Genomic DNA, 12,686 nt, shown 5'->3' on the forward strand with positions numbered 1-12,686 from the left:
ACCGGGGAGGACCGCGTCCCACCGCCGGCCCCGGCACGGGCGCGTCCGGCGGACTTCCCGGTGAACCGGGGCAGGCCCTGCCAGAGGGCTGGACCTGCCCCGGATGTGCTGCCCCCCGGCCGACTTGGACCGCCCCGGCGCCGCGGTGCTGTCGGGCGTGCCGGAGGTCATCGCTGAGTCGGGGGGCGCGCACCCACCGCGTCGGCGGAGGCCGCCCCGGGCCATCACGGGCTGCGGCGGTCTCCTCCGCCTCGCAGGGGCGACCCGGCTGCTCCACCGCGGCGCCACGGAGCTCGGCCTCGACCTGCGCTGCCGAACCGCCGTCGCCTCGTTGAGGCCCACCCCGCGGCACGGTGGGGGCCGTCAGGTTCACCGACGCACGGTCCTGGACCGCGCTCTGCTGGTCCTCGCCGCGGGCGTCCGCCCTCCCGGGACGAACTCGCCGCCGCTCTCGGCCTGGAGCGCGGCGATCGGGGTGGCGTCGGGGCGGCGTCGTCGTGGACCGACGCGGTGGCCCGTCGGCCCGCCGGCCACCCCGTCGAAGCCGTCGGTGTCCCCGACACCTCTACGGAGCTGAACTCCTCGGGGTGCACGGGGCCACCGGTGACACGGGCGCGCGGGCCGGACTCGGCCCGGACTCGGCCCGCTCGTCGGGCGCAGACCACCGGGCCGTCCCGTACGACTGCTGCTCCCCCCGACGCCAGGGAGACCGGAGGTCAGCCCACCAGTCCCAGCTCCCTCGCGATCAGCATCCGCTGGACCTCGCTCGTGCCCTCGCCGATCTCCAGGATCTTGGAGTCGCGCCACATACGGGCGACGGGGTACTCGTTCATGAAGCCGTAGCCGCCGTGGATCTGGGTGGCGTCGCGGGCGTTGTCCACGGCGATCGTCGACGAGTACAGCTTCGCCAGGGCCGCCTCCTTCTTGAAGGGTTCGCCGGAGACCAGGCGGTAGGCGGCGTCGCGCCAGGCGAGGCGGGCTGTGTGGGCCTTCATCTCCATGTCGGCGATCTTGAACTGGATGGCCTGGTTGGCGCCGATCGGGCGGCCGAAGGCGTGACGTTCCTTCGCGTACTTCACCGACTCGTCCACGCAGCCCTGGGCGAGGCCCGTGGCGAGGGCCGAGATGGCGATGCGGCCCTCGTCGAGGATGCGCAGGAACTGGGCGTAGCCGCGGCCGAGTTCGCCGAGGAGGTTCTCCGCGGGGACCCGTACGTCGGAGAAGGACAGCTCCCGGGTGTCGGAGGCGTTCCAGCCGACCTTGGAATAGGGCGCCGCCACCGTGAAGCCGGGGGTGCCCGACGGGACGATGATCGACGAGATCAGCGGCTTGCCCTCCGGGGTGCGGCCCGTCACCGCCGTGACCGTGACCAGGCCCGTGATGTCCGTGCCCGAGTTGGTGATGAAGCACTTGCTGCCGTTGATGACCCATTCGTTCGTCGACTCGTCCAGGCGGGCCGTCGTCCGGGTCGCGCCCGCGTCCGAGCCGCCGTCGGGCTCGGTGAGGCCGAACGCGCCCAGCATCTCGCCGGAGCACAGCCGCGGCAGCCACTCCGCCTTCTGGGCCGGTGTGCCGAAGAGGTGGATCGGCATCGCGCCCAGGGAGACCCCGGCTTCGAGGGTGATGGCCACGGACGAGTCCACCCGGGCCAGCTCCTCCAGCGCGATGCCCAGCGCCAGATAGTCGCCGCCCATGCCGCCGTACTCCTCGGGGAACGGCAGGCCGAACAGCCCCATGCGGCCCATCTCGCGCACGATCTCGTACGGGAACTCGTGCCGCTCGTAGAGGTCGCCGATCTTGGGCGCGACGACCTCGTGCGCGAACTCCTCCACCGTACGGCGGAGTTCTTCCAGCTCGGGGGAGAGACGGTGGTTCATGGACGTCACTGCTCCTTCAGGTCCTCGTGGCCCTCGTCGTCCTCGTGGGACAGGGCTCGTACGGTGCGGGACGGGCTGGGTCGGCCCAGGTGTCCGGCCATCCACGTGCTGGTGGCGACGAGGCGGCCGAGGTCGACGCCGGTGTCGATGCCGAGTCCGCGCAGCATCCACACGAGGTCTTCGGTGGCGAGGTTGCCGGTGGCGGACTTCGCGTACGGGCAGCCGCCGAGGCCGCCCGCGGAGGCGTCCACGGTGGTGACGCCGTGCTGGAGCGCCGCGTAGGTGTTGGCGAGGGCCTGGCCGTACGTGTCGTGGAAGTGCACGCCGAGCCTGTCCACGGGGACGTCGAGTTCGGTCAGCAGCGCCCGCACGTGACCTGGTGTCGCCACCCCGATGGTGTCGCCGAGGCTGAGTTCGTCGCAGCCCATGTCGAGCAGGGCGCGGCAGACCTTGGTGACCTGGGGGATCGGGACCGCGCCCTCCCACGGGTCGCCGAAGCACATCGACAGATAGCCGCGCACGTGCGCGCCCTCCGCCTTCGCCCGGCCGACGACCGGTGCGAACATCGCCAGTGCCTCGTCGACCGTGCGGTTGAGGTTGGCCTTGGCGAAGGACTCGGTGGCGCTGGCGAAGACGGCGATCCGGCGGGCGCCGAGCGCGAGGGCGCGGTCGAGGCCGCGCTCGTTGGGGACGAGGACGGGGAGGGCCACCGGCAGGTCGCTCACGAGCGGGAAGAGCCGCTCCGCGTCGGCCAGTTGGGGCACCCACTTGGGGTGGACGAAACTGGTGGCCTCGATCGTGGTGAGTCCCGCGTCGGCCAGGCGGCGGACGAACTCCGCCTTGACCTCGGTGGGCACGGTCGACTTCTCGTTCTGCAGGCCGTCCCGGGCACCGACCTCGTGGATCCGGACGCGGGCCGGCAGACCGGGTTCGGGGACCGTCATGGGCAGGGTCATCGCTCCACCTCCTCGTGGGGTGCGACGACCGCGAGGACCTGGTCCATGGCGACCGTCGTGCCCGGTGTGACGTCCAGTTCGGCGACCGTCCCGGCGTGCGGCGCGCAGACCACGTGCTCCATCTTCATCGCCTCCACCACCAGCAGGCTCTGCCCGGCGGTCACCACGTCCCCGACGGCCACCTTCACCACGGTGACGGTGCCGGGCATGGGGGCGGTGAGCGAGTCGGCGCCGGCGTGCGCGGACCGGCTCAGGGACGCCGCCACGGGGTCGTGGTCGCGCACGTGCCAGGCGTCGCCGTCGCGGCCCAGCCAGTCGGCGGCGTGGTCGAAGGTGTGGGTGACGCCGTCGAGGTGGAGCGTGAACCGGCCCTCGTCCCCGGGGCGCGTGAGCACGCCCCCGGACCCCCGCAGGGGGGTGTCGGCCCCGTCCGGCAGCACCTCGGCCGTGCCGTCCGCCGCACGGCGCACCCGCACGGTCACCGGTTCGTGCCCCGGCAGTCGCAGATGGTGCGCCGTCCAGGCCCGCTCACCGCCCAGCCGCCAGCCGACGGCCGCGTCGAACGGATCGGTCCAGCCCGTGCCGCCGCCGTCGGCCGGGCCCGGCGCGGCCTGGCGCAGCGCCGCCGCCGCGAGGACCTCCACCGGCACCTCGTCCGACACCAGCCCGTCCACCTCCCGCTCGACCAGCCCCGTGTCCAACTCGCCCGCCACCACCGCCGGGTGGGCCAGCAGCCGCCGCAGGAACCCGGCGTTCGTCTGGACGCCCAGGGTGACCGTCTCCGCGAGGGCCGCCCTGAGCCGGCGCAGGGCGGTGGCGCGGTCGGGGCCGTAGGCGATGACCTTGGAGAGCATCGGGTCGTACAGCGAGCCGACCTCCGTGCCCTCGCTGAGGCCCGAGTCCGTGCGGATGCCGTCGCCCTGGGGTTCGCGCAGCCGCAGGATCGTGCCGCCGGAGGGGAGGAAGCCGCGCGCGGGGTCCTCGGCGCAGAGGCGGGCCTCGACCGCGTGCCCCGTCAGCGTCACGTCCCGCTGACCGAACGCCAGCCGCTCGCCCGCCGCGACCCGCAGCTGCCACTCCACCAGGTCGACACCGGTGACCAGCTCGGTCACCGGGTGCTCGACCTGGAGGCGGGTGTTCATCTCCATGAAGTAGTACGAGGACGGGTCGCCGCCGGGGACGATGAACTCGACCGTGCCCGCGCCGGAGTAGCCGCAGGAACGGGCCGCCTGGACGGCCGCCTCGCCCATGGCGGCTCGGGTGGCCTCGTCGAGCAGGACGCTGGGCGCCTCCTCGATGATCTTCTGGTGGCGGCGCTGGAGGGAGCATTCGCGCTCGCCGAGGTGCACCACGTTGCCGTGGCCGTCCGCCAGGACCTGGATCTCGATGTGCCGGGGTCGGTCGATCCACCGCTCCACGAGGAGGGTGTCGTCGCCGAAGGAGGCGCGGGCCTCGCGGCGGGCGGCGGCGATCTCGTCGGCCAGCACGGCCGCGTCCCGGACCAGCCGCATGCCCTTGCCGCCGCCGCCCGCGCTGGGCTTCAGCAGTACCGGCATGCCGATCTCCCGTGCGGCGTCGGCGAGTTGGCCGTCCGTCAGCCCGCTGCCGCTGGAGCCGGGCACCACCGGCACCCCGGCCGCCCGGACCGTCTCCTTGGCACGGATCTTGTCGCCCATGAGGGAGATGGCGTCGGCGGGAGGGCCGATGAAGACGAGGCCCGCGTCGGCGCACGCCCGCGCGAAGGCGGCGTTCTCCGCGAGGAAGCCGTACCCCGGGTGTACCGCCTGCGCGCCCGTGCGGGCCGCCGCCCGAAGCAGCCGCTCGGCCACGAGATAGCTCTCGCCCGCCGGCGCCGGGCCGATCCGTACCGCCGTGTCGGCCTCCCGGACGTGCCGGGCGTCGGCGTCCGCGTCGGAGTACACCGCGACGGAGCGGACGCCCAGCGACCGCAGGGTGCGGATGACGCGGACGGCGATCTCGCCCCGGTTGGCCACGAGGACCGTGTCGAACATGCTCACTGTCAGCTCCCCCTCACATCCGGAAGACGCCGAACTGGGGTTCACCCAGGGGCGCGTTGGCACAGGCGGTCAGGGCCAGGCCCAGGACCTGGCGGGTGTCGAGGGGGTCGATGACCCCGTCGTCCCACAGCCGGGCGGTGGCGTAGTAGGCGTTGCCCTGGCGCTCGTACTGGGCGCGGATCGGGTCCTTGAAGGACTCCTCGTCCGCCGCCGGCCAGTCCTCGCCGCGCGCCTCCAACTGGTCCCGCTTCACGGTCGCGAGGACGGACGCGGCCTGCTCGCCGCCCATCACCGAGATCTTGGCGTTCGGCCACATCCACAGGAAGCGCGGCGAGTACGCCCGGCCGCACATCGAGTAGTTGCCCGCGCCGTACGAGCCGCCGATCACGACCGTCAGCTTGGGGACGCGGGTGCAGGCCACCGCCGTCACCATCTTGGCCCCGTGCTTGGCGATGCCACCCGCCTCGTAGTCCCGGCCGACCATGAAGCCGGAGATGTTCTGCAGGAAGACCAGCGGGATGCCGCGCTGGTCGCACAGCTCGATGAAGTGGGCGCCCTTCTGGGCGGACTCGGAGAACAGGATGCCGTTGTTGGCGACGATCCCGACCGGGTGCCCGTGGATCCGGGCGAAGCCGGTGACGAGGGTCTGCCCGAACTCCGCCTTGAACTCGGCGAACCGCGAACCGTCGACCACGCGCGCGATGACCTCCCGCACGTCGTACGGGGTGCGGGAGTCGACCGGCACCGCCCCGTACAGCGTGTGGGGATCGACCTTGGGCTCGACGACCGGTTCGACCGACCAGGGCAGCGGGCCCCGGGCGGGCAGGGTGGAGACGATGGTCCGCACGATGCGCAGGGCGTGGGCGTCGCTCTCCGCGAGGTGGTCGGTGACACCCGAGATCCGGGAGTGCACCTCGCCGCCGCCCAGCTCCTCGGCGGTGACGACCTCACCGGTGGCGGCCTTCACGAGCGGCGGGCCGCCCAGGAAGATCGTGCCCTGCCCCCGGACGATCACGGCTTCGTCGCTCATGGCGGGGACGTACGCGCCTCCCGCCGTGCACGACCCGAGCACGGCGGCGATCTGCGGGATGCCCGCCCCCGACATCCGCGCCTGGTTGTAGAAGATCCGGCCGAAGTGCTCACGGTCGGGGAAGACCTCGTCCTGCATGGGCAGGAAGGCACCGCCGGAGTCGACGAGGTAGAGGCAGGGGAGGCGGTTCTCCAGGGCCACCTCCTGCGCGCGCAGGTGCTTCTTCACCGTCATCGGGTAGTAGGTGCCGCCCTTGACGGTGGCGTCGTTGGCGACGACGACGCACTCGCGTCCGCCGACCCGGCCGATCCCGGCGATCACCCCCGCCGCCGGCGCCTGCCCCTCGTACAGTCCGTCGGCGGCCAGGGGCGCCAGCTCCAGGAACGGGGAGCCGGGGTCGAGGAGGGTGTCGACCCGGTCGCGCGGCAGCAGCTTGCCGCGCGCGGTGTGCCGGGCGCGCGCCTTCTCACCGCCGCCGAGCCGGGCGGCGGCGAGCTTGCCGCGCAGCTCGTCCACCAGCGCGCGGTGGGCCTCCTCGTTGGCCCGCCAGGCTTCCGACGCGGGGTCGGCCGCGCTGTGAAGCTCCGGTGCCTCGTGCATCCTGCGAACCCCTCACCTAGTTAATGAGCGTTAACGCATTTCCCTCAGGTTAACGACCGCTAACGTCCCTGTCTAGAATTGCTCGCATGACCACCAGAACCGACGCCCCCACCCGTCGCGAGCAGATCCTCAAGGAGGCCGCGCGGCTCTTCGCCGAGCGCGGCTTCCACGGCGTCGGTGTCGACGAGATAGGCGCCGCCGTGGGTATCAGCGGCCCCGGTCTCTACCGGCACTTCGCCGGCAAGGACGCGATGCTCGCCGAGCTGCTGGTCGGCATCAGCGGGCAGCTCCTGACGGGCGCCAAGCGGCGGCTGGCGGAGGCCGACGGGGGGCCCGCCGAGGATGTCCTCGACTCGCTCATCGAGGGGCACATCGACTTCGCCCTGGACGACCGCCCCCTGATCACCCTGCACGACCGCGAGCTGGACCGCCTCCGCGACAGCGACCGCAAGCTCGTCCGCCAGCTCCAGCGCCAGTACGTCGAGCTGTGGGTGCAGGTGCTGCGCGAGGTCCACCCGGGCCTGACGGAGCCCGCCGCCCGCTCCGCCGTGCACTCGGTCTTCGGCCTGCTGAACTCCACGCCGCACCTCGGCCGCCCGGGCCCCCTCCCCGGCCGGACGGCCACCGCGGCACTCCTGCACCGGATGGCGCGGGGGGCGTTCGGGGCGGCTGCCGCGCAGGAGTGACGAGCGTTACGGAGGGAGGGGTCTGGACGGGCTTCGCTACCCGCCGGTACGGTTGTCTGAGCAAGCGCTTAGCCGTGTCCGGCGGGCCGCGACCGTCTGCCGATGGACCGCGACCATCGGCCGAGGAACCCCGACGGCGAGCAACCAGGTACGCGAGAGCGGCGCCGGTCCAGGCGCAAGAAGGGTGGCGGCGGTGCGCCGTACGGTGTTCAACGAGGATCACGAGGCGTTCCGGGAGACCCTCCGTGCCTTCATCGAGGCCGAGGTCGTGCCGGTGTACGACGAGTGGCTCGCCGCGGGCCAGGCGCCGCGCGAGTTCTACTACAAGCTCGCCGAGCTCGGTGTCTTCGGCATCCGCGTCGACGAGGAGTACGGCGGCGCCGGCATCGACTCCTACAAGTTCGAGGCCGTCCTGTACGAGGAGACCGCCCGCGCGGGCATCACCTTCGGCGGCTCCGGCGTGCACGTGCTGCTCGGCCTGCCCTACATCAAGCTGCTCGCCACCGACGAGCAGAAGAAGCGCTTCCTGCCGAAGTTCGTCTCCGGCGAGGAGATGTGGGCCATCGCGATGACCGAGCCGGGCACCGGCTCCGACCTCGCGGGCATGCGCACCACCGCCAAGCTCTCCGAGGACGGCACGCACTACGTCCTCAACGGCGCCAAGACCTTCATCACCGGCGGCGTCCACGCCGACCGCATGATCGTCTGCGCCCGCACCGCCGCCCCGACCAAGGAGGACCGCCGCCACGGCATCTCCCTCTTCGTCGTGGACACCAAGGCCGAGGGCTACTCGGTCGGCCGCAAGCTCGACAAGCTCGGCCTGAAGACCTCCGACACCGCCGAGCTGGCGTTCGTCGACGTCAAGGTGCCCGTCGAGGACCTCCTCGGCGAGGAGAACAAGGGCTTCTACTACCTCGGCCACAACCTCGCCTCCGAGCGCTGGGGCATCGCCTACGGCGCCTACGCGCAGGCCAAGGCGGCCATCCGGTTCGCCAAGGACTACGTCAAGGAGCGCACCGTCTTCGGTCAGCCGGTGGCCGCCTTCCAGAACACCAAGTTCGAGCTGGCCGCCTGCCAGGCCGAGGTCGACGCCGCCGAGGCCGTCGTGGACCGCGCCACCGAGGCGCTGGACGCGGGCGAGCTGACCGCCGCCGAGGCCGCCTCCGCCAAGCTGTTCACCACCGAGGTCGCCCACCGCGTCATCGACCGCTGCCTCCAGCTGCACGGCGGCTACGGCTTCATGAACGAGTACCCCATCGCCCGGCTGTACGCGGACAACCGCGTCAACCGCATCTACGGCGGCACCAGCGAGATCATGAAGACGATCATCGCCAAGGACATGGGTCTGTAAGGCACCGGAAACCGCTGCACAGTACAACTGACCTCATGAGTCAGCCCGCATTTCAGTCTCTCCTCGATCTGCTCGACCTGGAGCAGATCGAGGAGAACATCTTCCGCGGCCAGTCCCGGCCCGCCATCGTCCCCCGGGTCTTCGGCGGGCAGGTCGCGGCCCAGGCGCTCGTCGCCGCCGGGCGGACCGTCCCCGCCGACCGGCTCCCGCACTCGCTCCACGCGTACTTCCTGCGCATCGGCGACGCCGGCGCGCCCATCGTCTACACCGTGGAGCGCATGAACGACGGCCGCTCCTTCACCGCGCGCCGCGTCGTCGCCGTCCAGCACGGCCAGCCGATCTTCGCCCTCTCGGCGTCCTTCCAGCGCTACGAGGACGGCCTCGACCACCAGGCCCCGATGCCCGCCGCGCCCGACCCCGAGACCCTGCCCACCGCCGAGGAACGCCTCCCGGCCTACGACCTCGACCCGGCCGTCGTGGAGAAGATGCTGGAGGCCCGCGCCGCCGTCGACCTGCGCTACGTCGACGACCCGCCCTACGGCCGCTACGGCGAGCCCCGCGAACCCCGCTCCCAGGTCTGGTTCCGCGCCAACGGCAAGCTCGACGACGACCCCCTGCTGCACGTCGTCCTCGCCACCTACGTCTCCGACATGACGCTCCTCGACTCCATCCTGCTCGCGCACGGACGCGGCGGCTGGGCCGTCGGGGACGTCGTCGGGGCCTCCCTCGACCACGCCATGTGGTTCCACCGGCCCTTCCGCGCCGACGAATGGCTCCTGTACGACCAGGAGTCACCGTCGGCGGCGGCCGGCCGGGGCCTCGGCCAGGGCCGGATCTACACCCAGGACGGCCGCCTCGCCATCTCCGTCATCCAGGAGGGCGTGGTGCGCGTACCGAGGCAACCCGGGGCTACTCCCCGCTGAGCCCCGCCTGCTCCAGCAGATACGCCGACATCGGGTCGTAGTGGCGCGGGCTGACCACGTGGTCGTCCAGGGGCACCACGACCTGGAGGGTGCCCTCGGACTCGCCGAGGAAGAGGGCCGGGTCGTTGGAGTCCGCGTACCCGACGGAGTCGATGCCGAGCTGGCCGGCGCAGCCCGCCCAGCCGTGGTCGGCGACGACCAGGTCGGGCAGCGGACGGCCGGCGCCCTCCAGACCCCGCAGGATGGCGCGCATCGGCTCGGGGGAGTGGGTGTGCCAGAGCGTGGCGCCGTGTTCGAGGACGGCCACGTCCGCGAACTGCATGACGTACCCCTCCTCCGTCTGCAGCCCGTCCGGGATGACGACGATCTCGCAGCCGGCCGCGCGCAGCGCCCGCGCGGTCTCGTGGTGGACCTGGAGCAGCCCGCCGGGGTGCCCGGTGGCGAACAGGACGCGCTGCCCGCCTTCCGCCGCCTTGCGCAGCCGGGCCGCCATGCGCTCCAGCGCGTCGACCGTCAGATCCGGGTCGATGGTGTCCTGGCCGTAGCGGTACCCCGGGTCGTCGTTCACCCCGACGCGCTCCGCCATCACGGCCAGCACGTCCTGCTCGTCGTTCCAGCGGTCCCCGAGCTCCAGGCCGAGCCAGTAGTGGCGGTTGCCGTTGGCCAGTTCGCGGTAGTGGGAGAGGTTGTTCTCGCGCGGCGTGGCGACGTCGCCCGCGATACGCGTCCGTACGAGGTGTTCGACGAGCTCGGCGCGGCTGGGGGTCCCGGGTATCGGCATGCGTCCATTGTGAGGCAGACAACTGCGGGAGTCGCGGGCGTCCCGCCCGCTGCGACCTGCGTCACTCCGCCCGGCGCCCGCAGACGACCGCGTCGATCGCGTCACTCCGCCCGGCGAGGTCACCGGCGGGCACCTCGACGAGTTCGTGACCGAACGCGCGGTAGGTTTCCTCGTGGATCCGCTCGAACTCCAGCGACTGCCGGAAACTGATGCGGCGTGCGGCGGTGGGCTCACAGAAACCCAGGTTGCGGACGAAGAACACCTGCCGCTGGTAGACGGCTTGGCTGGTGACCCGTTCGACCTCCGTTGTCAGTGCCGGGGACGGCGAGCGCCCTTGGTAGGTGGCGAGCGCGAGCGTGCACAGCGGCGAACGGTCATACAACTGGACGTCGTCGGCGGGCGGGGCCGCCAACTGCCGCTGTCTCTGCAACTGGACGATCTCGTCGATGAACCACTCCCGGGTCCACGGCTCGTCCTCACCGCGCGACTGCGCCCGGGCGATCACCTCGGTGGCCGCCTCCTCGATCACCGTGTGTCCGAGCGCGGCGAGGCCCCGCAGGATGGTCGTCTTGCCCGCCCCCGGGGTGCCGGTGAGCACGTATCTGCGCATGCGACCAAGGCTATTGCCGCGGCAGGCGACGTTCCCGGCGGGGCGAAGGTCGCCTGCCGCGGCACCAGGGTCCCGCAGGAGGGGCCCGGAGCGCGGCCCCAGAGGTGTTCGTCGGTCAGTCCTGCCGCAGTGCGAACCACAACTCCATGCGGACGTCCGGGTCGTCGAGATCCGCGTCCAGCAACGCGGCGCAGCGGCCGACGCGTTGGCGAACCGTGTTGCGATGGACGGACAGGGCGACGGCCGTGCGGTCCCAACTGCCGTGCAGGGACAGCCAGGTGCGCAGGGTCTCGGTGAGCGCGGCGGCGCCGGGGGCGGCGGTGACCGGGGCCAGCAGGGCCTGGGCGTGGGCGGTCGCGTCCTCCGGCGGCACGAGTTGGGCCAGCGTCGTCGGGAGCCCGTGCCGGACCAGCGCCGTCCGGGTGGCCCTGGCGCGGGCCAGCGCGCGGGCCGCCTGTACGTCGGCGGCGGGCCACGCGTGCGGCTCGGCGGGGGCGCTCACCCCGCACGTCCAGCCGGGCTGCTCGGGGATCTCGCGGTCGGCGGGGACGAGGACGCGTACGACGTCGCCGTGGGCGTCGACCAGGGGCGAGCCGAGGGCGGCGCCGAGCGCGGCCGCGGCGAGGGCCTCCGGCCGAGGGGCGCCGTCGGTGAGACGGGCGTGGACGACGTGCCAGTGGGTGCCTGGGCCCAGGAGGGGCGCGGCCTCCTGCGGTTCGGCGCCGAGCAGAAGTCGGACCAGGGCCGAGGTGCGAGCCGCGCCGGTGCCCATCCGGCGTTCGCCGGTGAGGAGGGAGAGGAGCGCGGCGGCGACCGAGGCGATGGTCTGGTCGCCGGGGGTGCGGCGGGCACTGGCGATGCCGAGGGTGAAAGCGGGGTGGGTGGGGGTGAGGGCGTAGGCGGTGAAGTAGGTGCCGTTGATCGTGTCTGTGGCGGAGATGGGCAGTGGGGTACGCGGGGAGGGAGTGGGGGACGGGGGTGCGTCGGCGGCTGCGGGTGCGTGGGGGCCGGTCGCGCAGTTCCCCGCGCCCCTGGCAAGGCCGGGGCGGACCACTGTGGTCAGCGCTGCCAGGTCTTGGTCGATCGCAGCACCGGGCTCGCGCCCCGCCGCCGCCAGTTCCGTGCCCTCCGGGCCGTACAGGACCGCTCGGCCCGAGACGCGCCGGGCCAGCTGCCGCAGGACCGCGTGGACCGGGTCCGGTCGGGACACGGCCGCCGCCAGGGCCTGCTGGGCCTCTGTCACGCGGCGGAGTTCGGCGTGGCGGGCCCGGGCCATCAGCTGCCAGACGGCGCGGGCGACGCCGGAGAAGGTGGTCCCGGGCGGAACCTCGACGAGCGGCAGGCCGTGGGCGTCGCAGGCGGCGACCAGGGCCCCCGGGACGCTGTCGTGGACCGGGGCGACGCCGAAGCCGAGGGCCGCGCCGCCCGCCGCCACGATGCGCGAGACGTAGTCGTCGAGGTAGCCGTCGAGGCAGCCGTCGATGTCGGTGCCCGAGCCGGCCGCCTCCGGGATGTGGACGCCGGCCGTCAGCAGCAGCTCACCGCCGAGCAGGTACGGGTACGGGTCCGGCATCTCCGAGGCGTGGGCCCCGTGGATCTCCGTCCCCGCGTCCACCGGGCCGGCGATCTGCCGCAGACCCAGACCGCCGTGGGCCAGCAGTGCCGACAGGGGCACCGGCGGAGTGGGCGGGACAGCGGGGGCGGTGGGGGCGGCCGGGTCCGGCACGGTGTGCGTTCCTTACATCCAGAGCGGCACGAATGGATGAAACGTACACTTCGCAGCCGCTCGCCGGCCACCTAGTGTCGGTGCCGCCACCGGCCCGGTGGCAGAGTCGTACCGAGTGGGACATACGC

The 12,686-nt window shown here is 72.9% G+C and carries 10 protein-coding genes; 3 read left to right on the plus strand and 7 right to left on the minus strand.

The features are described 5' to 3' along the window. Positions 1 to 716 precede the first annotated feature (716 nt). The 4 genes from RM704_RS29270 to RM704_RS29285 are packed head-to-tail and all read right to left on the minus strand — an operon-like array spanning position 717 to position 6,481. Positions 717 to 1,877 carry an acyl-CoA dehydrogenase family protein gene (locus RM704_RS29270; protein WP_033531256.1) on the minus strand — a complete coding sequence of 387 codons (1,161 nt, stop codon included), beginning with the start codon at positions 1,875 to 1,877 and terminating at the stop codon, positions 717 to 719. A gap of 5 nt (positions 1,878 to 1,882) precedes the next feature. Further along, positions 1,883 to 2,833: a hydroxymethylglutaryl-CoA lyase gene (locus tag RM704_RS29275; RefSeq protein ID WP_033531257.1), complete on the minus strand. Its 951-nt coding sequence runs from the start codon at positions 2,831 to 2,833 to the stop codon at positions 1,883 to 1,885. After that, positions 2,830 to 4,845 carry an acetyl/propionyl/methylcrotonyl-CoA carboxylase subunit alpha gene (locus tag RM704_RS29280; protein WP_033531258.1) on the minus strand — a complete coding sequence of 672 codons (2,016 nt, stop codon included), beginning with the start codon at positions 4,843 to 4,845 and terminating at the stop codon, positions 2,830 to 2,832. Before RM704_RS29280 ends, RM704_RS29275 begins: the two co-directional genes overlap by 4 nt. Positions 4,846 to 4,864: 19 nt before the next feature. After that, positions 4,865 to 6,481 carry a carboxyl transferase domain-containing protein gene (locus tag RM704_RS29285; protein ID WP_033531259.1) on the minus strand — a complete coding sequence of 539 codons (1,617 nt, stop codon included), beginning with the start codon at positions 6,479 to 6,481 and terminating at the stop codon, positions 4,865 to 4,867. Between the two features lie 86 nt (positions 6,482 to 6,567). Between RM704_RS29285 and RM704_RS29290 the strand changes: the two genes are divergently transcribed. The 3 genes from RM704_RS29290 to RM704_RS29300 all read left to right on the plus strand — a co-directional run bounded on the left by RM704_RS29290 (position 6,568) and on the right by RM704_RS29300 (position 9,441). Continuing rightward, complete coding sequence (locus tag RM704_RS29290; protein ID WP_033531260.1) at positions 6,568 to 7,167, plus strand: SACE_7040 family transcriptional regulator; 600 nt, start codon at positions 6,568 to 6,570, stop codon at positions 7,165 to 7,167. Between the two features lie 193 nt (positions 7,168 to 7,360). Next, on the plus strand, positions 7,361 to 8,518 hold the full coding sequence (locus RM704_RS29295) for an acyl-CoA dehydrogenase family protein (RefSeq protein ID WP_033531401.1): 1,158 nt from the start codon (positions 7,361 to 7,363) through the stop codon (positions 8,516 to 8,518). Between the two features lie 35 nt (positions 8,519 to 8,553). Next, the gene (locus RM704_RS29300) at positions 8,554 to 9,441 is read left to right on the plus strand and encodes an acyl-CoA thioesterase (RefSeq protein WP_033531261.1); all 888 of its coding nucleotides are present in this window, start codon (positions 8,554 to 8,556) and stop codon (positions 9,439 to 9,441) included. Here RM704_RS29300 and RM704_RS29305 read toward each other — a convergent pair. The 3 genes from RM704_RS29305 to RM704_RS29315 all read right to left on the minus strand — a co-directional run bounded on the left by RM704_RS29305 (position 9,428) and on the right by RM704_RS29315 (position 12,558). Then, entirely contained in the window at positions 9,428 to 10,222 is a 795-nt protein-coding gene (locus tag RM704_RS29305; RefSeq protein WP_033531262.1) for a phosphatase, read from the minus strand. The two genes, RM704_RS29300 and RM704_RS29305, sit on opposite strands and share 14 nt — an antisense overlap. A gap of 61 nt (positions 10,223 to 10,283) precedes the next feature. Next, the gene (locus tag RM704_RS29310; RefSeq protein WP_033531263.1) at positions 10,284 to 10,832 is read right to left on the minus strand and encodes an ATP/GTP-binding protein; all 549 of its coding nucleotides are present in this window, start codon (positions 10,830 to 10,832) and stop codon (positions 10,284 to 10,286) included. Positions 10,833 to 10,947: 115 nt separating this feature from the next. Next, positions 10,948 to 12,558: a PucR family transcriptional regulator gene (locus tag RM704_RS29315; RefSeq protein ID WP_033531264.1), complete on the minus strand. Its 1,611-nt coding sequence runs from the start codon at positions 12,556 to 12,558 to the stop codon at positions 10,948 to 10,950. Between the last annotated feature and the right edge of the window lie 128 nt (positions 12,559 to 12,686).

It is taken from the genome of Streptomyces gottesmaniae, from assembly GCF_031845845.1.
GTDB classification, from domain to species: Bacteria; Actinomycetota; Actinomycetes; order Streptomycetales; family Streptomycetaceae; genus Streptomyces; species Streptomyces akebiae.